Below are 23,792 nucleotides of genomic sequence, written 5' to 3' on the forward strand. Positions count from 1 at the left end.
GATCAATATTCTGATGCTCGGAGCGGCATACACTTGCCGTCGCTTCAGGCTCGACAAGGTTTCTGTCGACCCACCCGTGCACAAGGAGATTGCCATGCGCCACCCTCTCGCTTCCCCATTTCTGATTGCCGTCGTCGCCAGTTCCGTACTGGTGAGCTCTCAGGCCATGGCCTACGGCAAGGGCGACTTCTTCACCCGTGTCGGCGTGGCCAAGGTCGTACCGAAGTCCGACAGTGGGGATCTGGTGCACGGGGCGCTGGAAGCCAGCATCGACGAGGACAGCGGTTTCGCCTATACCATCGGCTATCGTTTCCATGACAAGTTCGGTGTCGAGCTGCTGGCTGCCGCCCCCTTCGAGCATGGCGTCAACCTGGAAGCCTTTGATGGCAGCGATATCGGTGCTGACGTCGACAGCCTGCCGCCGACCCTGACGCTGCAGTACTATCCGCTGGGCGGGCTGGAGTCTCGTGTGCAGCCGTTCTTTGGACTGGGCGTCAACTACACCCACTTCTCCGACGAGCGCATCGACGTCAAGGGTGCCGACCTTGAACTGGATGACTCCTGGGGAGCCGCGGCACAGATGGGCGTCGACCTGATCATCAGCGATCACTGGGCTGCCACAACTTCCATCACCTATGCCGATATCGACAGCGACGTCGAACTCGATGGAGAGGATATCGGCAGCGTCGATGTCGACCCAGTCGTAGTAATGGGCGGTATCAGCTTCTACTTCTGAGCCCTACCCCATATTCTGAGCCCTGCCGGACACGACAACGCCCACTCGAGAGTGGGCGCTGTCGTGATTGAGCGGGCACTGTCTTGATTGAGTGGGCGCTGGGCTTTCAAGCTGCGGACATCAGCGCGGAGACTGTCTGGATAATCCCAGCCTGGCCAGGGTGTCGTCATCGAGCCCTTCGACCACCTCCACTGCCGCCAGTTGACGGTGATAATCGGGACTCAGAAACGCCTCTCCGGCCAGCAGGTGATTCAGATATTCCCGAGCCGGCTTCAGCGCCTCGGCAGTCCTGTCTGGGCCAGCAATGTACACCCATGCCTCGACCACACCATGCTCCACCCTGATCGGCAACCAGTGGCGCTGATACTCGGAGGGATAACCTTCGAACGGGTCCATGGCCAGAATCTGATCAACTTCCGCCAGCTCGAACAGCGCTCCCTCCACGCTCGATGCCGCGCAGGACACGACGTTGGCGTGGGAAATGCCCGCGACCCGAGAGGCCTTGTTGAAGCTCAGACGGAAACCTTCCAGCACACCCGGCATGACGCGACGGACAGCACCGATACGCGCTTCTACCCGTGCCTCGTTCATGTTGCTGCCGTAGGCAAAGTACCAGCTCATGCGACGCTCCGAGACCTTCAGTTCCGAGTGATCAACTGGTCAATATCCTCAACCACCTTCTTCATCAGCGCCCGATCCTCTGGCCGTGCGCCTTCCTGTATCAGCCACGCATCCACAGCCGGTGCCACATCGCAATTCGCCGGCAACGGCGCACGATGTTCCACCAACGTCTGGAGCCGCGCGATAAACACAAAACGCAGCCACTGCGGCAGGGACATGGTGTCAATACAGAAGGGTTGCTGGCTGTTGAAGGCGCTGGCCTCCGGCTCTTCCATGCGCCACAGGTTGGTGGCGCGCATGGTGGCCTCGAGCTCACGCAATGCGGCAGACAATTCGTCATGTACCGCGGATTGATCGGACATTCCGGCTCCGGTTCTGTTGCACAAGAATCATGCTATCAACGTGGCAATCAAATGGATCATCCTGAACGATTTGATTGTCGACGGCGGCACTTCCCTATGCCGCAATCCACCCGGCATGAAAACCGGGGGGATGCCTATTGTCTCGCGCCCGGCGGCTGTCGACCACCCCAAAGTGAATCAATTGAACGCCATGAAAGGCATCGACCAAACCCGTTCACTCTCCGATCAGGGCATTCTCGGACAGCACCTTGCGCAGGAAGCTGCGGGTGCGGGGGTCACGCGGCGACTCGAACAGTTGAGAGGGAGGCCCCTGTTCGACGATGCGCCCCTCGTCCATGAAGATCACCCTGTCCGCGACATCCCGGGCGAAACCCATTTCATGAGTCACCACCAGCATGGTCTGACGCTCCTCGGCGAGTGTCTTCATCACACTGAGCACCTCGCCGACCCACTCTGGATCCAGCGCCGAAGTCGGCTCATCAAACAGGATAACGTCTGCCTGGGCAGCCATGGCACGGCCGATTCCCACACGCTGCTGCTGGCCTCCCGACAGGGATACGGGAAAAGCGTCGGCCCTGTCGGCCAGGCCGACACGCTCGAGAATCTTTCGTGCCAGCACCTGCGCCTTTTCCTCGGGCCAGCGGTCGACCACGACCAGGCGCTCGGCAATGTTCTCCAGCGCCGTCTTGTTGGCAAACAGCGCATAATTCTGGAACACGAAGGCAGTACGTCGGCGCACGGCGAGAATCTGTTGCCGTGTTGCCCTGGTGACATCCACTTCCAGATCGCCAATCTCCAGCGTCCCGGCGTCGGGCTGCTCAAGAAAGTTCAGGCAACGCAGCAAGGTTGACTTGCCGGTACCGGAGGGCCCGATCACCACGATGATCTCGCCCTGCTGGATATCCAGGTCAATGCCATCCAGCACCGTTGTCTGGCCAAAGCGCTTGACCAGCTGACGCACCTTGATCATCGGCGATAAGCCTCATTCAGTCGGTGTTCGAGTTGGCGCTGCAACCAGGCCAGCAATTCCACAATCCCCCAGTAGATCAGCGCCACGGTAACGAAGGCCTCGAAATACAGGAAACTGCCGGAGGCCTCCTTCTGGGTCGCCCCCATCAGCTCGGTCACTCCCAGAGTGAAAGCCAGAGAGGTTGCCTTGATCATGTCGATGAAGTAGTTCATCAGCGTGGGGGCGGCGATACGAGCCGCCTGAGGCAGCACGATACGGCGCATCAGTTGGCCATTGGTCATACCGATCGACAGCGCCGCCTCCGTCTGGCTGCGGTCGATACCGATGATCGCCGCGCGGATGGACTCGGCCATATAGGCGGAAAAATGCAGCGTCAGCCCCATGATCGTGGCCGTAATGCCGTTGATCGCCGTCAGGAAGGACAGCACCTGAGGCAACCCGTAATAGAACAGGAACAGCTGAACCAGTAGCGGCGTCCCCCTGAAGAAGGAAATGAACAGCATGGTAAAGCCGTTCAAGACCGGCAACTTCAGTACGCGAATCACCGCCAGCAGGCAGGCCAGCACCAGTGCCAACGCCATGCCTGCCGCCGCCATGGCGAGCGTCAGCGGCAGGTAGCTCAATAGCACCGGCACCAGGCCGAGCATGTAATCGAAGTCGAGGATATCCATCAGTCAGCCGATCAGGACTCAGTTGGCAGCGGTGTCGTCCGCCGTGGTGATATCGGCACCGAACCACTGCTGCGAAATCTCACTGAGGGTGCCGTCTTCACGCAGCGTCTGCAATGCCGTATTGACCTCATCCCGCAGCTCGGCATCGTTCTGGCGGAACGGCAGCGCATTGTGGATCACGGAGAATGGCTGACCGGCCAGTTGCAGCGGCAACGGCTTTTCCTTGATCACCTGGGTGGCACTGACACGATCCATGACGAAGGCATCAACACGCCCCAGCGCAGTATCCTGCTCGATATTGCTGTCATAGGTGCGGATATCGATCTCGTCGGCATAGGGCAGCTCACGCAGCAGCTGCTCGTAGTTGGACCCCAGATTAACGGCCACTGTCTTGCCCACCAGGTCCTCGACGCCCTCGATCTCCTCGTTGCCCCGTTTCACCACTACCTGAGCTCCGTCATAGACGTAGGGCTCGGTGAACAGATACTTCTGCTCGCGCTCCGGCGTGATGGTGATCTGATTGGCAATGGTGTCAATGCGACCTGATTCGAGCATGCCGAACAAACCCGAGAAGCTGGCGGTGACGAACTCGACATCAACCCCCATCTGCTCACCAACCGCTTCCATGACATCGACTTCGAAGCCCTGAAGCTGATCCTGCTCGACGAACGTGAACGGGAAGTATCCTCCCGACATACCGACCTTGAGTGCTTCCTCGGCCTGAACATTGGCGGCGAAGCCGACAAGACCGGTGGACATCAGTACAACTGCCAGTTGACGACGCATGGATGACTCCTTTTTTCCTCAATTACATCAATGAGCTATGTGTTTCGCCAGCAAATCGAACAACGACTCGGCATGAAACCTTAAGCAACATATGGAATAAGTGGACTGTATTATATTCCATATTGATTCATCACACCGAGTAAATTCCGTTGCTCGCCTCAATGTAATACACCTATTGGCCCTGCCCTGCTGCCAATAGCATCCAGGGAGCAGGAATCCAGATGACATCGGCGTGTCCCCGAAACGTCAGAAAACATTCACAGAACGCCTGAATGTCCCTGTGGATAAGCCTTGGAAAGATCGCTCAAGCCCAGGGCCAATGCCTGCTCAAGAGGATTGCTCAACAATTGATCAGGCGGCACAACTTTTTTCCCGGCGAACGGCTGACAGCCCTCGCAGTGGCATGTAGAGTGCGTCCGTCATCCAGGGAGGTTCCATGCAATCCATCCACAGCCTTCACGATTTCTTCAACCTGACCCATGCCGAGTTGCACCTTTATCACATGGGGCGTCGCGTCACGCCCTGTGAACGCGAGCTGTTGGCGGAGCTGGAAAGCGCTAGCAGCCCCTGGCCCGTTCCCTGGCAGGGCAAGGCGCGCCTTGCCCTGGTCTTTCGCCTGGGTGAGATGCAGGACCCACTGATCTGGTTTCTGGCCCTGCCCCTTGATGAGCAGGGACACCTGGAGCCGGCCCAGCGAGACGCTTTTCTGGAGCGTCTGCTGCACACCCTGGGACAGAGCGCCGAAGCCATCGAAAAACAGTCCGCCACAGATATCGACAACCTGATGAAGGACAACCCCCTGGCCTTCACGCCGACACTGCCCTTTCAGGCCATGTTGCATGCTCGCGCCTGTGCTGATCTGGGACTACCGGCCAGCGAGCATCTGGAGCCCGTGGAGGACTTTCTCAGTGGCCAGGTCAATACCGACTGGCAGGCATTGGGTCTGCAGGGTATCGCCGATTATTCCGCACGCTTGAACAGCGAGCGCATGGCGGAACTGGCGGCAGCAATACCAATTCTGCACAACGAAGTCCTGTTATCGCTGTGCTACTGTCTGGAGAATACCTCTATTGATACAGCGGTAGCTGATGCACTGCGTCGACGTGGGGAAACCGAAGCCCAGGCCGGCCATCTCGAAGGCCTGTGCGCCTGCATCCGAGCGGTCGCCGGCGCACCACGTGAAGTGACCGGCGCCTGGTTCGATGAACTGCTGGCTGATGCCCACGCCTGCGGCCCGGATGTGCTGGCTGCCATGGCGGCGCGAGGCTGGGAACATCTCGAGCATGAGCAGCGCCTGCCACACTATCTGGAACGAGTGGCGAGTTGCGAGCAGGCGGACTTCCTGGCGCTGGTCAGGGATCTGGCACTGATTCCACGTCTGCGCCTACCGGTGCTGATGCTGCTGCGTCAGGCCGAGAAGGGGTCGGCAATCAGCAATCGTCTGCAAGCAGTGACTGCGGGTACGACAGGGCATCAGCAGGACTGAGCACGGATCGAGCTCGTGAACAACAACTGTGCGATATGCGGTGTACCAGGGAGAATGCCATGAAGGAGCTGCCCTACCAGGCCAGAGCCATTGTCGGACGCCGGGAGATGGTGATCCTGCCGGAGTTGCATCTGCACCTCTGCGCCAAGATCGACACCGGAGCCCGAACGTCGGCGCTACATGCCGAGGATATCGAGTCCTTCGAAGAAGATGAAGTTCTCTGGGTCAGCTTTGTGACTCGCGGTGGAGGCCCGGATAGCCCTGCACACAGCTATCGCATGCACCTGCATGACCGTCGCCGTGTAACCAGCTCCAATGGTCAATCCGAGTGGCGCTACATTGTTCGAACACGCCTGCAACTGGGAGAACTCGAGTTCCCGGTGGAGTTCTCGCTGACCGACCGCCGCAACATGCGCCACCCCATGCTGCTCGGGCGACGTGCGCTCAGACGCCTGCTGGTTGCCCCCGGCACCGCCTTTCTGCACGGCGAGCCGTAAGACATGCCGAATACTGCAACATAGACAACACAAAGCCGACAACAGACCCTCGACAGGCACAACGGCGATAGGCTGACCGGGTCGAATCAACCACCACAGGAACAGGCGTCGCCGCACCTGCCAATGAACGGCCGTTCACACTGCCTTCAGGAGACATGCCCATGCACATTGCGCTGCTGTCCCGCAACCGCAACCTCTATTCGACTCGCCGCCTGGTGGAAGCCGCAGAACAACGGGGGCATTCGGCCCGCGTCGTCGATACTCTGCGCTGTTACATGAGCATTGCCTCTCATCACCCTTCAATTCACTACAAGGGGGAGGAGTTGGAGCCCTTTGATGCAGTGATTCCGCGCATCGGCTCCTCGGTTACCTTCTACGGTTGTGCGGTATTGCGACAGTTCGAGATGATGAACATCCCGGTGCTCAACGATAGTGTCGGTATCACGCGTTCCCGTGACAAGCTGCGTTCCCTGCAGTTGCTGTCGCGCAAGGGAATTGGCCTGCCGGTAACAGGTTTCGCTCACTCCCCGGATGACATCCCCGACTTGATCACCATGGTCCGCGGCGCTCCGCTGGTCATCAAGCTACTCGAGGGTACCCAGGGCATCGGCGTGGTGCTTGCCGAAACCAACCAGGCGGCAGAGTCGGTGATTCAGGCCTTCATGGGCATGAAGGCCAACATCATGGTTCAGGAGTTCATCAAGGAGGCCAAGGGCGCCGATATTCGCTGCTTCGTGATCGGTGACAAGGTCGTCGCATCAATGAAGCGTCAGGCCGCTGAAGGCGAGTTCCGCTCCAATCTTCATCGTGGCGGCAGCGCCAGCGTCATTCGCATTACGCCGGAAGAGCGCTCCACGGCCATTCGTGCCGCCAAGGCCATGGGCCTGAGAGTTGCCGGCGTCGACCTGCTGCGCTCGAACCACGGCCCGGTGGTCATGGAAGTCAACTCATCACCGGGGCTCCAGGGCATCGAGCAGGCAACCGGAAAGGATATTGCCGGGCTGGTCATCGAACACCTCGAGAAGGCCGCCAACAGCACTCCACGCCGCCGTCCGCCCGCAAAACCCAAGGGTTGAGCCGCTTATCGCCCCTCTGCCCCTCGCCTCGGAAGTTTGCTGGGGCCAGGGGCATTTCAACCGCATGATCACTAATCACAAATATTTGCCACATTGGGGGTGGCAAAACTCGAGCTGGGGCCCCACAATTTGCGTCACTGTAGGAGGTGACGCGCATGTTTCTCGATAATCGCCAGGTGGCGATGGACAGTCTGCTGGAAGCGTTGGCCGATAGCATTGATTATTTTCAGGACAATCTCGAGCGCCTGCGCCCGTCGCTGCGCGATGCTCTCGAGCCTCATTTCGAGGCGCGCAGGAAGTCGATGCGCAAACTGCAGGCCCTCGCACGACGCCATCTCGACCTCCTGCCGCGTGATGCCGATGTCGAACGTGATGACTACATGTGGCTGTGGAGTCGCCTGAAGAGCTTTGTCGGCAACGATTCCCAGGTACTGATCAATGAGCTGCTGGAGCAGGAACGCGTGCTGATGCAGTCGCTGTCAACACTGTTCACCCATCCTCTGCCGAGCTCCATAGAGCCGGTCATCGAGGAAGTGTGGAAAGGTTGCCGCTCGCTGATTCGCGAACTGTACCAGTTGCAGAAGGACACCGCGCCGAAGAAGGCGCAACAACGTCAGCCTCGCACCAAACGCTCCTCACGCCGCTGACATTTACCGGGCGGGCTCTTCCCGCCCGGCGTTGCGGTCCGGCCTCATCATCGGCGGCGCCTCGTCGGCCGCCGGCGATCCCAGGCTACCTCGATGGATCGCTTCCTCCCACACCCGCTCACCCATGCGCACAACGGCTGCCGACTGCCCCTCGATGGCCGGTCGCTTGAGAATCAATGGGTCTGATGCTTCCGGCACCTCGATCAGAGGAACAATATCCAGGGGCTCCACAGGCCCGAGGAAATGTGGCTCACGTTTCCACAGATAGAGATCACCAATGGTGGCAGCACGCGCTATCCACTCACGAAGCAGCAGCAACCACATGGCATCCGCAGGCAAGCGCGGTGCTGCGCAACCAACGGCCTCGATACCCAGGGCATCGGCGATAAACAGGGCCCTGGGCAGATGCCAAGCCTGGGTGATGAGCATCGCCTTGTCGACACCAAAGACATCACGCGCGCGAGCCAGGGTATCAAAAGTACTGAACCCAGCATAGTCGAGCGTCATATCTACTGTCCGTACACCACGCTTGAGCAGATCTTTCCACATGGTGATGGGCTCGTTGTAGTAACGAGTGGCGTTGTCACCGGAAACCAGCAGGTGCTCAAGACGCCGTTCGCTCATCAACTCCGCTGCAGCCTGCATGCGCCCCTCAAAATGCGGGTTGCGCTCGCCGCTGCGAGTCCAGTGGGATGTTCCAAAGACAATGCCGACGCCCTGTGACGGACAGGATGCCAGAGGCACAATGCGCTCTCGAGTACTGGCAACCACCCAGAGGTTGGCCACCAGCAGCACGGCTGCCAGCCCCAGCACCAGCATGCCCGCCACCAGCAGAAAACGACGACAAAACGTAACAAGCGACTCGCGCATGGTGCTCCCATTCAAGCGGCGAAATCAGCGGGCCTTGAGCAAATCGTACTATCCCGACAATGCTTCCCTGCCTCGAGCCGCCGCAGGACGGCGACATGAGATGCCGCTGGCGCGACATCATCACCTCTCGTCTAGAACATGCCCAACTCGAGTCTGGCCTCTTCCGACATCATCTCACGACTCCAGGGAGGATCGAAGACAATCTCGGTATGCACGCGAGCAATCTGCGGAGCGCCGAGGATCTTGTTGCGCGCATCCGCCGCTATCACATCTCCCATTCCACAGCCAGGTGCGGTCAGGGTCATGCGAATGGTGACGATCCTCTCACCGCTGATCAGGCGCTCGATACGACACCCATAGACCAGCCCCAGATCGACAATATTGACCGGAATCTCGGGATCGAAACAGGTCCTCAACTGATCCCAGACAAACTGTTCGATCTGCTCTTCGCTGGCGTCTTCCGGGAGTGTCGGTCGCGGCAGTGCCTCGAGCCCCAGCGCATCAAGGTTTGCCCCCTCGACCAGATAAAGGCGCCCCTCGAAGGCAACACTGACCGTGCTGCCCTTGGCCTGCATCACACTGACGATACTGTCCTCGTCGAGGGTCACGGTCTTGCCGAAGGGAATCGAGATCGCATCGACATCACGCTGCAGGGGCAATTGCTGCCCCTTGCTGAGCTGCGCGATCTGTTCGTTGTCGCTCATGGCACTCCCGTTCAGCGCAACATGTTGATGACGTGCTGGAGGCCATCGACGAAGACATCGACTTCCTCCGGGGTGTTGTAGGCCGCGAAGGAGGCGCGACAGGTTGCATCGACACCCAGCCGGCTCAACAGTGGCTGGGCGCAGTGATGGCCGGTACGGATCGCTACCCCGAACTGGTCGATCAGCAGGCCGATATCCTGACTGTGGGCACCGTCCACCACGAAGGACAGCACCGCCGCCTTCTCCGGCGCCGTACCGATGATCCTCAGGCCGTCGATGCCGGAAACCGCCTCGCTGGCATGCTTCAACAAGCGATTTTCCCAGGCGGCGATATGCTCCAGGCCAATGCTGTTGACCCATTCGATGGCGCGACCGAAGGCCACCACCTCGGCGATGGCTGGAGTGCCAGCCTCGAACTTGTGGGGAATGTCCGCGAAGGTCGTCGGTACATCGAACGAGACCGTAGCAATCATCTCACCACCACCCTGCCAGGGCGGCATTGCCTCGAGCAGTTCAGCGCGACCATAGAGGGCGCCAGCACCGGTCGGGCCATAGACCTTGTGCGCTGAAAGGGCATAGAAGTCGGCACCGATGTCCTGCACGTCGATGGCGATATGCGGTGCGGCCTGAGCCCCGTCAATCAGAACGAGAGCACCATGCTCATGAGCAGTGGCCGTCATCTCCTTGACCGGGTTGATGGTGCCCAGCGCATTGGAGACGTGATTCACGGCCACCAGCCGGGTACGCTCGTTGAGAAGATCGTGATAGGCGTGTAGATCCAGCACACCACGCTCATCCACCGGAATCACCTTGATGGTGAAACCGCGCTCTTGCGCCAGCAATTGCCAGGGCACGATGTTGGAGTGGTGCTCCATCTGTGAGACCAGCACCTCATCACCCGCGCCGAGGTTCGCACGCCCCCAGCTCTGGGCGACCAGATTGAGCGCTTCGGTAGTGCCGCGGGTGAAGATCACCTCACGGCTCTCGGCGGCATTGATGAAGGCACGCACCGTCTCGCGTGCATTCTCGAATGCGGCAGTGGCCTCATCGGCCAGGCTATGCAGACCACGATGAATATTGGCATTCATCCGCCGGTAGTAGTGGTCGAACGCATCGATCACCGATTGAGGCGTCTGACAGGTCGCCGCGTTGTCGAAATAGACCAGCGGTTTGCCATGCACCTCGCGTTCGAGGATCGGGAAATCCTTGCGCACCCGAGCCACGTCCAGCAGAAGGTCGCTGAAATTGGTCATGTCTCAATCCTCATTCAGGGCAACCGCAGCCTGCACCAACCCTGCCAGGTTGAAACGTTCCGGCAGCTTGCCGGCAACGGTCAGTTCGACACGCTCGGCAATGACATCCAGACCGACCTGATCCATGACCTCACCGGCAAAGGCCAGTGTCAGCAGACCGCGCGCCGTGGCCTCGTCCAGCCCGCGAGCACGCAGGGCAAACACCGCCTCTTCATCCAACTGGCCGGTGGTGGCACCGTGGGCGCACTTGACGTCATCGGCGTAGATCTCGAGCTCCGGCTTGGTATTGATCTGGGCACGATCGGACAGCAACAGGTTGGCGTTGCTCTGCTCGGCCTCGATCTTCTGGCTGTCCCGCTTGACGATGACCTTGCCGTTGAACACGCCATGGGCGCGGTCGTCGAGAATGCCCTTGTAGTTCTCACGCGAAAAGGTATGCGGCGCGTTGTGATTCGCCAGGGTGTGGTTGTCCACATGCTGACGATTGCGGCCATGGAACAGGCCATTGAAGGTGGCCTCGGCCCCCTGGCCATTGAGGTCCGTGATCAGGTCATTGCGCACCAGACCACCACCCAGCGTCAGGTTGAAGGAGGTGTAGCGCGAATCCCTCGCCTGCTCGACATGGATACTGGCGATATGCAGGTCCTGCTCGGGGGACTCCAGCAGCTTGTAGTGGGTCAGGATGGCACCACGGTCGAGCATGATTTCCTCGACCAGGTTGGTGAAGTTGGCCGCGTCCTTCTCTCCCACATGGTGCTCGATGATGGTCGCCTCACTGCGTCCGCCGGCCTCGACCAGAATACGCGGATGACTCATCACCGCCGAGTCGGCATGGCGCGACAGGAACTGCAGTACAATCGGCTTCTCCACCACCGTACCTGGTGCCAGACGCACCAGCGCCCCTTCCTCGAAGAAGGCGGTATTCAGCGCCGAGAAGGCCGAGAACTCGACACCGGTCAGGCGCCCTAGTGGTCCACCCACGGCCTCGTGGTTCTCGGCCAGCGCCTGGGACAGCGGTTGCACGGCGAGTCCACTGGGTAGGTCGGCAAGATCCGACAGCACACTCGAGAACACCCCATCGACAAAGGTAAGCCGGTAGCCGTCGATCGGCAGGGTCAACGCTGCCGCCGAGGCCGGAGAGAACTCAGCGCTGTCCGCCAGACGAAAGTCACCACGGCTGATGGCCCGGACATCGGTATATTTCCACTGCTCGATGCGGCGATGGGGAAAGCCCATGGCCTCGAAACGCGCAGCTCCAGCCTGACGGCGCGCCGCTATCCAGCTTGGCTCGCTGCCGCGCTCGGCATTACGCTCGGCGAGACGATCGAGAAAGGATTGAACATCGCTCATGCCGCAGGCTCCTCAACGACCCAGTCGTAGCCACGCGATTCGAGTTCATGCGCCAGCTCAGCTCCGCCGCTCTTGACGATTCGGCCGTCGACCAGCACATGAACCCGATCGGGAACGATGTAGTCAAGCAGGCGCTGATAATGGGTCACCAACAGAATGGCGCGCTCTTCACCGCGCAGAGAGTTGACGCCTTCGGCCACCACTTTCATGGCATCGATATCGAGGCCAGAGTCGATCTCGTCGAGCATCGCCAGTCTCGGCTGCAGCACCAACATCTGCAGGATCTCGTTGCGTTTCTTCTCACCCCCGGAAAAGCCTTCATTGACCGCGCGCTGCAGGAAGCTGGTGTCCATCTTCATGAACGCCACCTTCTCCTTGATCAACTTCATGAATTCCGGCGCAGGAATCTCGCCTTCACCCCGTGCCTCACGCTGGGCATTCAGCGCAGCCTTGAGCAGATAGATGTTCTTGACCCCCGGAATCTCCACCGGGTACTGGAAGCCGAGCAACAGGCCGGCCTGGGCACGCTCCTCGATTTCCATCTCCAGAACATCACGACCTTCGAAGGTGATGCTGCCGGACGTCACTTCATAGCCGTCCTTGCCGGCAATCACCGCAGACAGCGTCGACTTGCCGGCGCCGTTCGGGCCCATGATGGCGTGAACCTCACCGGGGTTGATGGTCAGAGTGAGTCCCTTGAGGATCTCGGAACCCTCGACCGTGACATGCAGATCCTTGACTTCGAGCATCTTGCCTACCTTTAACCTGATCTCGGGCCGCGCCAACGGCCCGGAAAATGAATTTGGATGTATATCGGGTGGTGACTAGCCCACCGCGCCCTCGAGGGTAACGTTCAGCAATGCTTCCGCTTCCACCGCGAACTCCATCGGCAATTCCTGGAAGACGTCCTTGCAGAAACCGTTGACGATCATGTTCACGGCATCCTCCTCGGAGATTCCCCGGCTCTGGCAATAGAACAGCTGGTCCTCGCCGATCTTCGAGGTGGTCGCCTCGTGCTCGACCGTCGCCGTGCTGTTGCCGATCTCCTGATAGGGGAAGGTATGCGCGCCACAGGTATCGCCGATCAACAGCGAATCACACTGGGTAAAGTTGCGTGCTCCCTTCGCCCGCGGGCCGATCTTGACCAGACCACGATAGGACTGGTTGGAACGCCCGGCGGAGATGCCCTTGGAGACGATCGTCGAGCGGGTACCTTCGCCAAGGTGGATCATCTTGGTGCCGGTATCCGCCTGCTGCCGACCATTGGTCACCGCTACGGAATAGAACTCACCGATACTGTCCTTCCCGCGCAGTACGCAGGACGGGTACTTCCAGGTAATCGCCGAACCGGTCTCGACCTGGGTCCAACTGATGTGTGAGCGGTCACCACGGCAGTCGCCACGCTTGGTGACGAAGTTGTAGATACCGCCCTTGCCGTTCTCGTCACCCGGATACCAGTTCTGCACCGTGGAGTACTTGATCTTGGCGTCTTCCAGTGCAACCAGTTCCACCACGGCGGCATGCAGCTGATTCTCGTCGCGCATCGGCGCGGTACAGCCTTCGAGGTAGGACACCTGGGCCTGCTTCTCGCAGACGATCAAGGTACGTTCGAACTGACCGGTATTGGCGGCGTTGATACGGAAGTAGGTCGACAGCTCCATCGGGCAGGTCACGCCTTCGGGGACAAAGACGAAGGAGCCGTCGGTGAATACCGCCGAGTTGAGCGCCGCGAAATAGTTGTCGGCAGTCGGGACCACGGTGCCCAGGTACTGTCGGACCAACTCGGGGTAGTCGCGAATCGCTTCGGAAATCGAGCAGAAGATCACACCCGCTTCGTGGAGCTTGTCCTTGAAGGTGGTGGCAACCGATACCGAGTCGAACACCGCATCCACCGCGACGCCGGCCAGAGCAGCACGTTCGTGCAGCGGAATACCCAGCTTCTCGTAGGTCTCGAGCAGCTTGGGGTCGACTTCATCAAGGCTCTGCGGGCGATCCTCAGGACGCTTGGGCGCACTGTAGTAGGAGATCGCCTGGTAATCGATGGGCGGATAGTCCAGATGCGCCCAGGACGGAGCCGTCATCTTGAGCCACTGGCGATAGGCGTCGAGGCGCCACTCCAGCATCCACTCCGGTTCACCCTTCTTGTTCGAGATGAAGGCAATGGTGCTCTCGTCCAGGCCGGGCGGTACCGTTTCGCTTTCGATGTCGGTCACGAAGCCTTCTTTATACTCGCGACGGACAAGCTGTTCCATTTCCTGACTTGCCATGATGTGTCCCCTCCCGGAATGTTGGGTCGGCGGGCGTTGCCCGACCTGGGTCTTGAAATCCAGGCATTGAAATCCCGGTATTGAAATCTAGAGTTTGAGATCCAGGTTTTGAGATCCTTGTTTGCAGTGGCGCCTTTCATGCTGCTGCCGGATCTCATCTGCCCGGCTTGGCTACTGCGGTATGCTTCGGCTGTCGGGCTAGGCCTCGACGGCCAGAGTCACGGACTGAATCGGCAACCTCACCGGCAGCTTCAATGGCGTAGTGGCCGCCAGATGCGCCAGAGTGATGCTGTCGAGCAACTCGCGGATGGCGACGGAAACCCGTTGCCAGTTGTCGGATACGCCACAGGTCGAGGCCAGATCACAGTCGCCATCGGCATGGCTGCATTCCGTGACCGCCACCGGCCCCTCAATGGCGGCGATGATATCGCTGGCGGTAATCTGCGAGGCAGGGCGCGCCAGGCTGTACCCCCCCTGGGCTCCGCGGCGCGACTCCAGCAGACCGGCTCTGACCAGCATCTTCAGCGTCTTGCTGACGGTCGGATGAGGGAGCTGCACTGCCTCGGCCAGCTCTGCCGCGGCATGCGGTTGCTGCGGATGCCGTGCAATCTGCGCCATTACCACTGCCGCATAATCCGTCAACCGCGATAGCTTGAGCATGCCTACTCCCCGTATCACCACTCCAGAATCCGGCAAGGTTTTCCGCCTCACCTCTTAATGCGGACCATTTTAGTCCTGTATGAAATCCATGTGAAGAGGTAACCCAGGCTATTACGCCAATAGAGAGGAATTTATCGACATGTTCGGCACCATTCGCATCAAAATGACAATCGTTATCATTTTCATGCGCACCCGCGATCATGATATCCGTCCCCTTCCTTCCAAATAACTGCCTGGAATGGCACAGCATCATATCCATCAATTCCACTCATTGCAGATCGTCATTCATGACTAAAACAAATAGATATGGGCTTCTGCTACCCTTGTAGTCACTTGAGGGTTCATGGCCACCCAGGCGTCTCGCTGGCACACCAACTGCCTGCACGAGCCGATCGGTTGCGTCCATGACATCAATAAAAACGGCGCTTGCCGATTCTGAAGGAGTCACCCATTTGGAACTGATCCAATACACCATCGACAACTTCGGCCTGTTGCTGGCAAAGACGCTTGAGCATATTGCCCTGGTCGGCGTCGCGGTGGGGATTGCCATCATTACTGGAGTCCCCATCGGGATTGCCATTACACGCAATGAGCGCCTCGCCAGGGCTGTGCTCTATACCGCCTCCATCATTGTCACGATCCCTTCCATTGCCCTGTTCGGCATCATGATTCCCGTGCTGTCCCTGATTGGTCAGGGCATCGGCTACGTGCCCGCGGTCATCGCCGTACTGCTCTACTCGCAGTTGCCGATCATCCGCAACACCTATACCGCCATCAACAACGTCGACCCGGCATTGCGTGAAGCCGCTCGCGGCATTGGCATGAGCCACAATCAACGCCTGCGCATGGTGGAAATCCCGCTCGCCGTTCCCGTCATCATGGCCGGCGTTCGTACCGCCGTGGTGCTCAACATCGGGGTCATGGCCATCGCCACCTATATCGGGGCCGGCGGGCTCGGCACCTTTATCAGCCGCGGCATTTCGCAATCCGATCCGCGCCAGTTGATTGTCGGCGCCATCGCCGTGAGTCTGCTGGCCATCATCGTCGACTATGCATTGCTCGCCCTGCAGAAGCGCCTGACGCCCAAGGGCATGGAGCGGGCCCTCAGTACCACCTGAGCCGCCACCATTTGTAACCGCCCCGTCCTGTTTTTACAGGAACAGGAATGCGCCAATGATTCTTACAAGGACCCGCCAATGATTCGACTGGAAAACCTGACCAAGGTCTTTGATACGCCCAAGGGCGCAGTCGTAGCCGCTGACCATGTCACTATGGAAGTTCCCAGCGGCGAGATCTGCATCCTGCTCGGCCCCTCAGGCTGCGGCAAGACCACCACACTCAAGATGATCAACCGTATCATCAAGCCCAGTTCCGGCAAGGTCTTCATCAACGATGAGGATACCTCCGGCCTGAATACCCAGGACCTGCGCCGCAATATCGGCTATGTCATCCAGCAGATCGGTCTGTTTCCCAACATGACCATCGAGGAAAATATCGCAGTGGTACCTAAATTGCTGGGCTGGGACAGCAAGCGCTATCGTGAGCGCGCCCGCGAGCTGATGGACATGATCGCACTGGACCCAGACGCCTTTCTCAAGCGTTACCCCAACGAATTGTCAGGGGGCCAGCAGCAGCGTATCGGCGTTGCCCGAGCGCTGGCAGCGGATCCGCCGGTGATGCTGATGGATGAGCCTTTCGGCGCTATCGACCCGATCAATCGGGCGGTGATCCAGGACGAGTTCCTCAAGATGCAGCAGGAACTGAACAAGACCATCATGTTCGTCAGCCACGACATCGACGAAGCCATCAAGATGGGCGATCGCGTTGCCGTATTCCGCGACGGCAAACTGGTGCAGTATTCCTCCCCGGATGACCTGCTGGCAGCGCCGAAGAATGCCTTCGTCGAATCGTTCCTCGGTGAGGACCGTGCCCTCAAGCGCCTCAATCTGGTCAAGGTCAGAGAAGTGGTCAGCGATGAGATCGGTACGGTCGAACCCGGCGATACCCTCGAGGCCGCCCTCGCCCGCATCGACGACTACGGCTATCAGAACTCGATTCTGATGGTCAACGAGCGCCGCCAGCCCGTTGGGCTGATCAGCCGTGCCGTAGCGCGCACTACCCGAGGCTACTGCCGCGATCATTTCCAGAATGTTCCCGCCTCGGTGAATCTCGACGACGACCTGCGCAAGGTCGCCTCACTGATGTTTGCCCAGGACATGACCTGGCTGCCCTGTGTCGACGACGACGGGCGCGTGTGCGGGCAGATCACCCAGCGCGCCATGACCCACCATCTCGGTGCGCGATTCCGTACTCAGGAAGCGGAAGCTGCAGCCACCACTGGCGAACAGCCGAGGGGGTGAGCCTATGCGCATTCGTAATCTACGCAGTGCCGCCTATGGACTGGGGTTGCTGGCTGCCTTCTGTCTCGGTATCTGGATCCCGCTGGACGAATTCCTGTTCTATCTACCGGATGTCCAATACCTGACAATGCAGCATATGTGGCTGACGGCGATGTCCGGGGGGTTGGCCCTGCTGGTAGCTATCCCGCTGGGCACCGTACTGTCCCGCCCCAGCATGACGAAGTACGCCGAGACCATCATGCAGGGTCTCAATGTCGGCACCACCATTCCGACGCTGGCGGTGCTGGCTCTGTCGATGAGCTTTCTGGGCATCGGCACGGTACCTGCGGTATTCGGTCTGTTCGTCGCCACACTATTACCGATCACCCGCAATACCTATGCTGGCCTCAAGGGCGTATCGCCCGCGCTCAAGGAAGCCGCGGCAGGTATCGGCATGTCACCCATGCAGAGGCTGCTCAAGGTCGAACTGCCCAATGCCCTGTACGTGATCTTCGCCGGGATTCGTACCGCGCTGACCATCAACGTAGGTACCGTCCCGCTGGCCTTCCTGATTGGCGCTGGCGGCCTGGGAGAATTGATCTTCACCGGTATCGATCTCTATGACCCGGTCATGATGCTGTCCGGCGCCATTCCCACGGCCATGCTCGCCGTGCTGGTTGATGCATTGATAGCCGCCACAGCCTTTCTGGTGGTGCCCCGCGGCGTCAATCCGAATCGCCTATAACCATTTGCAGGCCTCGAAACCGGCCACATCTCCGATAACAATCGGTAGAAGGAGAAAGCCCATGAAAACCTGGATTCCCGTGATTGCCGGCGTAGCACTCGCCGGCTCGGCTGCAGTTGCCAACGCCAATGAAATCGTCGTCGGCGGCAAGAACTTCACCGAGCAGCAGCTCATCGCCAGCATGACCAGCCAATATCTGGATAACCTCGGCTATGACGTCGAGACGCGTGCCGGGATGGGGTCAGCCGTACTGCGGCAGGCACAGGAGAACGGCCAGATCGACCTCTACTGGGAATACACCGGGACTTCGCTGATCAACTACAACGATGTCACCGAGTCACTCAGCCCCGAGGAGACCTACCAGCGCGTCAAGGAGCTGGACGCCGAAAAGGGTCTCGTCTGGCTCGAGCCATCCGCCGCCAACAACACCTATGCGTTGGCCATGCGTGCCGACAGCATCGAGGAAACCGGTATCAGCACGCTGTCGGAGCTGGCCCAGGCCGTCAATGATGGGCAGGAGCTATCCTTTGCCATGAACGCCGAGTTCTACGCCCGCGAGGACGGTTGGCGCCCGCTGCAGCAGGCCTATGACTTCCGTGTCGGTCGAGCTGACGTGAAGCGCATGGATTCCGGGCTGGTCTACCAGGCCCTGCGTGATGGCCAGGTGGAAGTCGGCCTGGTGTTTGCCACCGATGGTCGTATCCCGGCCTTCGATTTCCAGGTGCTGGAAGATGACCAGAACTTCTTCCCGGCCTATGCCCTGACGCCAGTGGTGCATGAAGATACCCTGGCCGAGAACCCGGAGCTGGAAGCTCAGATGAACGCTCTGTCTGCGCTGCTGGACGATGACACCATGGCGCAGCTCAACGCGCAGGTCGACGTCGACCGCGAGACCATCGAGGATGTCGCCCACAACTTCCTGGTCGAGAACGAACTGATCGAGGAATAATCCTCACCGGGGCGGCTCCGCCGAGTCGCCCTGGTTGACTTGCCCCCTCCCTGCCCCTTCCACCGCGCGGTCCCTCCTCCGCAAGGTACCACAACGTTACCGAGCACTGCAGCCACGGGCTCCTGCCACGGATAGCTCACGTACTCTTGCCGAGGGTATCTATAGAAGCAGTGCCTTCATCGGCATCCACAAGCCCATCAGCACCATTATCAGATTTTCCGTTAACGAGACAAAGCCCAGCGGAACACGACTGTTGCCGCCGACACAGGCACACTTGAGCTGCCGCTTGTCGATATAGACGGCCTTGATGACGGATATGGCACCCACGCTTCCGATGAATAACGCCAGTGGTGCCGCAATCCAGACCAGAGTCCCTGCCAGCATCAGAATACCTGCCAGTGTTTCTGCATAGGGATAGACATAGCCATAGCGAACGTGGCGCTGGGCGAGCAGGTCATAGTTGAGAAACATGGTGCTGAAGCTTTCCACATCCTGAAGCTTCTGAAGGCCAAGCAGGACCATGGCTGAGGCGATCGCAAATTCCAGCGTGCGCAACGTCACAAGCCCCAGACCAACCATCCAACTGATCGCCATGCCGATCAATAATGCCGTGGTGAAGATTGCGATCACCGGGCGATAGGTAACCTCCTTGTCGCCGGGGACACTCATGCCCAGATGGGCGCGTACCGCTTCATACCCTCCGATCCGCTCGTCTCCGATATACACCTGAGGCGTTGTGTCGACACCCGCCTCCTGCTGGAAGCGATCAATGGCATCGCGGGAGACAAGAGTATGGTCTTCGACCTTGTATCCCTTCCGCTTCAACAGATCCAGGGTCTTGAGGCCAAAGGGGCATAGGTGCTCGTCAGTTTTCATCCGATAGAGTCGAGCAGTTTGCTGCCCTGAGGCTACGGGGGTCGTACCTGTACTCATCCGTTATTCCTGCTCATGGTCATGGTGAATGAAAAGAGGACAGACAACCTTCGAGAGAGGATGTCCTGTGTGCCCTCCTGCGGTAAGCGTAGAAGCCTTGTGTCAGGAAAAGGGCAAGCGTAACGCCAGAAAAGAGCTGGCCCACAACCACTACAACCGCTCCTCTCCTCCGCCACTGCCCTTCGCGCTACAAAGCCCGGTATATTGGTTCCTCGACCTGACCCTATCGAAATGCAGGAGACACTCCATGCCAACAGCACTGTCCGGCGCCATCGTGATCACCGGTGGCTCACGCGGTATTGGCCGCGCCACGGCCCTGGCCTGCATTCGGGCCGGCGCCCGAGTCATGTTCAGTTACCAGGGCAATGAAGATGCCGCCCGACGCACGCTGGAAGACTGCTGGGCACTGGCCGGTAGCGACGGTATCAGCGCACTGCGCGGTGATGTCCGCGACGAGAACCACGTAAGCGCATTGTTCCAGCAGGCCCGGTCACGGTTCGGCGCGATCACTGGCGTGGTCAACAACGCCGGCATCGTCGCGCCTTCCATGCCGCTGGCCGACATGGATATCGAGCGCATGCGCCGGGTCACCGAGATCAATGTGCTCGGGGCGCTGCTGGTGGCTCGCCAGGCGGCCCGCGAGTTGGCCGATGGTGGCTCGCTGGTCAATGTCGGCTCCATGGCGGCCAAACTGGGCTCGCCCAACGAGTATGTCGACTATGCCGCCAGCAAGGGAGCCGTGGATAGCCTGACCTTCGGCCTGTCGAAGGAGCTGGGGCCACGCGGCATCCGGGTCAATTGCGTGCGTCCGGGGCTCATCGCCACGGATATCCATGCCAGCGGCGGGCGCCCGGAACGCATCGCCGAGCTTGGCCCCCTGTGTCCACTGGGAAGGCCAGGGCAAGCCGAAGAGGTTGCCGATGCCATTGTCTGGCTGCTGTCGGAGGCTTCCTCCTATACCACTGGCGCCATGATCGATGTTGCAGGAGGACGCTGACAGGAAGCACATTTCCGGAAAATTTAATGCTAGAATATCAGCATCATTTTCAGACGATTCAGCGCGGATTTCAGCATGAATAGCTCAGCCACTTCCCCGTCCATTGAAACGCCATTCTCCTTTCTTGTCATGGGAGTTTCAGGGTCAGGAAAATCACACATCGGCCGCCAGCTTGCCAATGTCACCGGTGCGCTTTTCATCGATGGTGATGACTACCACAGTGCACTCAGCATCGACAAGATGTCACGCGGCGAACCGCTATCGGATGATGACAGAAAGGAGTGGTTGGAAACCCTCGCAGAATTGTTCAACCAGCACCGCCGGGATGGAAATTCAGTCATCATTGGTTGCTCGGCGCTCAAGCGCCGCTATCGAGATATTCTTCGTCAGGGTGCGCCCGGTCTGCGTATTCTCTATCTGCATGGTGAACGCGAAGTGCTACTGCAACGCCTGAACAGTCGTGGCGACCATTTCTTCAATGGCGAACATATGCTCAACAGTCAACTCGACACCCTGGAAATTCCCGGTAATGACGAGGCCATTCGTTGCAGTATCGAACAGATGCCAGCACAAATCATTGAAGAATTTCTCAGCGAACTGAGGAAAAGTTTTTAGCAGGTGATTCGGTAATTATCACGCTCAGAAAAGCACTTTTCTCTTCTTGTTCCACTAGATGTAAAACGACTGATCACCAGAAAAGAAAACGACGCTTGTGGCGCCGTTTCCTTTGTAGCCATTCATCTTGTATTGAACGAATTCATCATACAGTTTGATGGCGTTCCGCCAGAGCCAGCAATCCCGCCAGAGTGGCGGCATCGCTATCGATTTCCCTGACACTGAACTGATGCATTTCCAGCGCCTGACGGTAGAGCGGATTGAGCCCGCTGGAACCCACCAGCAGGACTTCATCGATATGACTCAGCAATGACCCCCGCTGGGCAAGGATCTCACTGCCGATCAGTACCCCGGACAGGAAGCTGGCCACTTCATGCGTCGCAAGGCCAGCATACAGATGACGGCTGCGCGCCTCGAACAGGGCATGTAATACCCCGGCAGGGTGTTGCGCCGCAGCCAGTCCCTGAGCAAAGCCCTTCTTGCTGTGCGGGTGCTCACCACGTGCCGGCTCCCCCGGGAGGGTATGGAAACGCACCGCATGGAAAAGCTCGCCGGTCATCGCAGTGCTGAAGTCCACCAAGCTGGCCTGCTCGAGTCGAGCCCATTTGCTGTGCGTACCCGGCAGACAACACACTGCACTGTCACGTTCGGCCAGAGCCAGCGCGCCGAAAGCCTGGATTTCCTCACCACGCATCACATCCACATGGTCGTCACGCACCACCTTGAGTCCCGGTACTATCCAGGCATTGTCGAGACCGGGAGCCGCCACCACATTGGCTGCCAGATCCTCGGCAGCGGCCGGAACCTCCAGTTGCGGAGCCTCACTCCAGCCACGTGCCGAGCCGACCATCCCCGACAGGTAGACGGGCACCTTGCCCCCCTCCCGCCAGCGCCCCACCTGCGACTCGCAGTAATGCGGAAACTCGGCGGTAGTCAGCGCCCGCAGCCCGGCATCGGAGCGCACCGTTTCCAGGCACTCACCGCTGTGCCGGTCGACGAGGAAGGCGCGGAAATTGCTGGTGCCCCAGTCGATGGCGATCAACCGCTCACTCATGCACGCTCTCCTGCCAGTCGCTTCCATTCGGCAACCAGCTGGGCGGCAATGATCCCGACTTCCTCGGCAGAGCGTCCCGGCTTGTACAGATTACTGCCGTAACCAAAACCGCCGATGCCTGCGGCATGCCACTCCGCCATATTGCCGAGTTCAATACCACCGACCGCCAGTACCGGTAGGCCAGCCGGCAGAATCGCCTTGATATCCTTGAAGTAGCCGGTCCCCAGCCGCGCCGCCGGAAACAGCTTCAGAGCTGTCGCACCGGCTTTCGCCGCGGCCAGAGCCTCAGTCGGTGTCATGCAACCGATCATCGGCGCCAGGCCTCGCTGCGCACCGAGAGAAACCAGCGCTGGCTCGGTGTTGGGCGTGATCATCAGAGGCGCCCCCAACTCGGCGAGACGTGCCGTATCATCTTCTTCCAGCACGGTCCCGGCACCGATCAGCACGTGATCCGGACAATGAGCCACCGCGCGCTCGATGCTCTGCCAGGGTTGCGGTGAATTGAGCGGTATCTCGATCAGGCGAAATCCCGCCTGAACCAGGGCATCACACACCGGAACGATCTCGTCCGGGGTGATACCGCGCAGGATAGCCACCAGCGGCAGCTCTGCCATCGCCGTATCCAGCACCTGGCGTTGTGTATCATTCATGGAAGTCCTCCTATCGACGAATCATTCTACCGCACCTCACCATTCCACCAGCCGCTGGCAATCTCATACCAGCCACTGACCCGCCGCCAGCAATCTCACACCAACCACAGCGCCATGTTGGGCCACATCAGCAAGGCGGCGAGGACACAGAGCTGCAGGGCGATGAACGGCAGCACCGCGACAAAGATGTCCTTGAGACTGATGCCCGGAGGTGCCACGCCCTTGAGATAGAAGGCGGCCGGCCCGAAGGGCGGCGACAGGAAGGACACCTGCATGTTGACCGCGAACAGGATGCCGAACCAGATCGGGCTGTAGCCCAGCTGGATGATGATCGGCACGAAGATCGGCAGGGTCAGCATGGCCACCCCGATCCAGTCGAGGAACATGCCCAGCACCAGCAGGATCGCCATCATCACCAGGATGATCACCACCGGCGCCACGTCCAGGTCCATGATCATGCCGGAAATGAAGCGGTTGCCGCCCATCAGGTTGTAGACCCCGACCAGCGCCGCGGCACCGATCCCGATCCAGATGATCATGCCGCAGGTCACCAG

Annotated in this window: 27 protein-coding genes; 11 read left to right on the forward strand and 16 right to left on the reverse strand. The window is 59.6% G+C overall.

Annotated features, from left to right (window positions below; translation table 11 throughout):
- Positions 1–94: 94 nt before the first annotated feature.
- On the forward strand, positions 95–736 hold the full coding sequence (locus tag BUE38_RS18900; protein ID WP_073436793.1) for an OmpW/AlkL family protein: 642 nt from the start codon (positions 95–97) through the stop codon (positions 734–736).
- 120 nt (positions 737–856) lie between these two features.
- On the opposite strand, the gene BUE38_RS18905 is transcribed toward BUE38_RS18900, so the two are convergent.
- The 5 genes from BUE38_RS18905 to BUE38_RS18925 all read right to left on the reverse strand — a co-directional run bounded on the left by BUE38_RS18905 (position 857) and on the right by BUE38_RS18925 (position 4,146).
- Positions 857–1,357, reverse strand: a complete 501-nt coding sequence (locus BUE38_RS18905) for a gamma-glutamylcyclotransferase family protein (protein ID WP_073436794.1) — start codon at positions 1,355–1,357, stop codon at positions 857–859.
- 17 nt (positions 1,358–1,374) lie between these two features.
- The gene (locus tag BUE38_RS18910) at positions 1,375–1,719 is read right to left on the reverse strand and encodes a YqcC family protein (protein WP_073436795.1); all 345 of its coding nucleotides are present in this window, start codon (positions 1,717–1,719) and stop codon (positions 1,375–1,377) included.
- Between the two features lie 214 nt (positions 1,720–1,933).
- Entirely contained in the window at positions 1,934–2,689 is a 756-nt protein-coding gene (locus BUE38_RS18915) for an amino acid ABC transporter ATP-binding protein (protein ID WP_073436796.1), read from the reverse strand.
- Complete coding sequence (locus BUE38_RS18920) at positions 2,686–3,360, reverse strand: amino acid ABC transporter permease (protein WP_073436797.1); 675 nt, start codon at positions 3,358–3,360, stop codon at positions 2,686–2,688. Before BUE38_RS18920 ends, BUE38_RS18915 begins: the two co-directional genes overlap by 4 nt.
- Positions 3,361–3,378: 18 nt before the next feature.
- Positions 3,379–4,146, reverse strand: a complete 768-nt coding sequence (locus BUE38_RS18925; protein ID WP_073436798.1) for an amino acid ABC transporter substrate-binding protein — start codon at positions 4,144–4,146, stop codon at positions 3,379–3,381.
- Between the two features lie 436 nt (positions 4,147–4,582).
- Here BUE38_RS18925 and BUE38_RS18930 point away from each other — a divergent pair, with 436 nt between their 5' ends.
- From BUE38_RS18930 to BUE38_RS18945, 4 genes are all read left to right on the forward strand, one after another.
- Positions 4,583–5,632 (forward strand): DUF3549 family protein, encoded by a 1,050-nt coding sequence (locus BUE38_RS18930; RefSeq protein WP_073436799.1) that lies wholly within the window; start codon positions 4,583–4,585, stop codon positions 5,630–5,632.
- Positions 5,633–5,691: 59 nt separating this feature from the next.
- Positions 5,692–6,129 (forward strand): ATP-dependent zinc protease family protein, encoded by a 438-nt coding sequence (locus BUE38_RS18935; RefSeq protein WP_073436800.1) that lies wholly within the window; start codon positions 5,692–5,694, stop codon positions 6,127–6,129.
- A 161-nt stretch (positions 6,130–6,290) separates the two neighbouring features.
- Positions 6,291–7,205, forward strand: a complete 915-nt coding sequence (gene rimK, locus BUE38_RS18940; protein WP_073436801.1) for a 30S ribosomal protein S6--L-glutamate ligase — start codon at positions 6,291–6,293, stop codon at positions 7,203–7,205.
- A 155-nt stretch (positions 7,206–7,360) separates the two neighbouring features.
- Positions 7,361–7,852 carry a ferritin family protein gene (locus tag BUE38_RS18945; RefSeq protein ID WP_073436802.1) on the forward strand — a complete coding sequence of 164 codons (492 nt, stop codon included), beginning with the start codon at positions 7,361–7,363 and terminating at the stop codon, positions 7,850–7,852.
- A gap of 3 nt (positions 7,853–7,855) precedes the next feature.
- Here the strand turns inward: BUE38_RS18945 and BUE38_RS18950 are convergent, their stop codons facing one another.
- From BUE38_RS18950 to BUE38_RS18980, 7 genes are all read right to left on the reverse strand, one after another.
- The gene (locus BUE38_RS18950; protein WP_073436803.1) at positions 7,856–8,722 is read right to left on the reverse strand and encodes a SanA/YdcF family protein; all 867 of its coding nucleotides are present in this window, start codon (positions 8,720–8,722) and stop codon (positions 7,856–7,858) included.
- A 131-nt stretch (positions 8,723–8,853) separates the two neighbouring features.
- Positions 8,854–9,426 carry a putative Fe-S cluster assembly protein SufT gene (gene sufT / locus BUE38_RS18955; protein ID WP_073436804.1) on the reverse strand — a complete coding sequence of 191 codons (573 nt, stop codon included), beginning with the start codon at positions 9,424–9,426 and terminating at the stop codon, positions 8,854–8,856.
- A gap of 11 nt (positions 9,427–9,437) precedes the next feature.
- Positions 9,438–10,679, reverse strand: a complete 1,242-nt coding sequence (locus BUE38_RS18960) for a cysteine desulfurase (protein WP_073436805.1) — start codon at positions 10,677–10,679, stop codon at positions 9,438–9,440.
- 3 nt (positions 10,680–10,682) lie between these two features.
- Positions 10,683–12,029, reverse strand: coding sequence for a Fe-S cluster assembly protein SufD (sufD, locus tag BUE38_RS18965; RefSeq protein WP_073436806.1), 1,347 nt, complete (start codon positions 12,027–12,029; stop codon positions 10,683–10,685).
- Positions 12,026–12,778, reverse strand: a complete 753-nt coding sequence (gene sufC, locus BUE38_RS18970) for a Fe-S cluster assembly ATPase SufC (protein WP_073436807.1) — start codon at positions 12,776–12,778, stop codon at positions 12,026–12,028. Before sufC ends, sufD begins: the two co-directional genes overlap by 4 nt.
- 75 nt (positions 12,779–12,853) lie before the next feature.
- The gene (gene sufB, locus BUE38_RS18975; protein WP_073436808.1) at positions 12,854–14,296 is read right to left on the reverse strand and encodes a Fe-S cluster assembly protein SufB; all 1,443 of its coding nucleotides are present in this window, start codon (positions 14,294–14,296) and stop codon (positions 12,854–12,856) included.
- Positions 14,297–14,494: 198 nt separating this feature from the next.
- On the reverse strand, positions 14,495–14,956 hold the full coding sequence (locus BUE38_RS18980) for an SUF system Fe-S cluster assembly regulator (RefSeq protein ID WP_073436809.1): 462 nt from the start codon (positions 14,954–14,956) through the stop codon (positions 14,495–14,497).
- Positions 14,957–15,408: 452 nt separating this feature from the next.
- On the opposite strand from BUE38_RS18980, the gene BUE38_RS18985 reads away from it, so the two are divergent.
- The 4 genes from BUE38_RS18985 to BUE38_RS19000 all read left to right on the forward strand — a co-directional run bounded on the left by BUE38_RS18985 (position 15,409) and on the right by BUE38_RS19000 (position 18,989).
- Entirely contained in the window at positions 15,409–16,074 is a 666-nt protein-coding gene (locus BUE38_RS18985; protein WP_073436810.1) for an ABC transporter permease, read from the forward strand.
- Between the two features lie 78 nt (positions 16,075–16,152).
- Complete coding sequence (locus tag BUE38_RS18990; RefSeq protein WP_073436811.1) at positions 16,153–17,316, forward strand: ABC transporter ATP-binding protein; 1,164 nt, start codon at positions 16,153–16,155, stop codon at positions 17,314–17,316.
- Positions 17,317–17,320: 4 nt separating this feature from the next.
- The gene (locus BUE38_RS18995) at positions 17,321–18,040 is read left to right on the forward strand and encodes an ABC transporter permease (protein ID WP_073436812.1); all 720 of its coding nucleotides are present in this window, start codon (positions 17,321–17,323) and stop codon (positions 18,038–18,040) included.
- Between the two features lie 61 nt (positions 18,041–18,101).
- Positions 18,102–18,989, forward strand: coding sequence for a glycine betaine ABC transporter substrate-binding protein (locus BUE38_RS19000; RefSeq protein WP_073436813.1), 888 nt, complete (start codon positions 18,102–18,104; stop codon positions 18,987–18,989).
- A gap of 159 nt (positions 18,990–19,148) precedes the next feature.
- Here the strand turns inward: BUE38_RS19000 and BUE38_RS19005 are convergent, their stop codons facing one another.
- Positions 19,149–19,922 carry a MauE/DoxX family redox-associated membrane protein gene (locus BUE38_RS19005; RefSeq protein ID WP_073436814.1) on the reverse strand — a complete coding sequence of 258 codons (774 nt, stop codon included), beginning with the start codon at positions 19,920–19,922 and terminating at the stop codon, positions 19,149–19,151.
- Between the two features lie 247 nt (positions 19,923–20,169).
- Between BUE38_RS19005 and BUE38_RS19010 the strand changes: the two genes are divergently transcribed.
- Together BUE38_RS19010 and BUE38_RS19015 are read left to right on the forward strand one after the other, a co-directional pair.
- Positions 20,170–20,919 carry an SDR family oxidoreductase gene (locus BUE38_RS19010; protein ID WP_234987100.1) on the forward strand — a complete coding sequence of 250 codons (750 nt, stop codon included), beginning with the start codon at positions 20,170–20,172 and terminating at the stop codon, positions 20,917–20,919.
- Between the two features lie 75 nt (positions 20,920–20,994).
- Positions 20,995–21,534, forward strand: a complete 540-nt coding sequence (locus BUE38_RS19015; protein WP_234987101.1) for a gluconokinase — start codon at positions 20,995–20,997, stop codon at positions 21,532–21,534.
- A 145-nt stretch (positions 21,535–21,679) separates the two neighbouring features.
- On the opposite strand, the gene BUE38_RS19020 is transcribed toward BUE38_RS19015, so the two are convergent.
- The 3 genes from BUE38_RS19020 to BUE38_RS19030 all read right to left on the reverse strand — a co-directional run.
- On the reverse strand, positions 21,680–22,588 hold the full coding sequence (locus BUE38_RS19020; protein ID WP_073436816.1) for a 2-dehydro-3-deoxygalactonokinase: 909 nt from the start codon (positions 22,586–22,588) through the stop codon (positions 21,680–21,682).
- On the reverse strand, positions 22,585–23,238 hold the full coding sequence (locus BUE38_RS19025) for a 2-dehydro-3-deoxy-6-phosphogalactonate aldolase (protein ID WP_073436817.1): 654 nt from the start codon (positions 23,236–23,238) through the stop codon (positions 22,585–22,587). The genes BUE38_RS19020 and BUE38_RS19025 overlap by 4 nt, the downstream gene beginning before the upstream one ends.
- Positions 23,239–23,333: 95 nt before the next feature.
- A partial coding sequence (locus BUE38_RS19030; protein ID WP_143166398.1) for a TRAP transporter large permease subunit occupies positions 23,334–23,792 on the reverse strand: 459 nt, incomplete at its 5' end.

Source organism: Halomonas cupida, assembly GCF_900142755.1.
GTDB lineage: Bacteria > Pseudomonadota > Gammaproteobacteria > Pseudomonadales > Halomonadaceae > Halomonas > Halomonas cupida.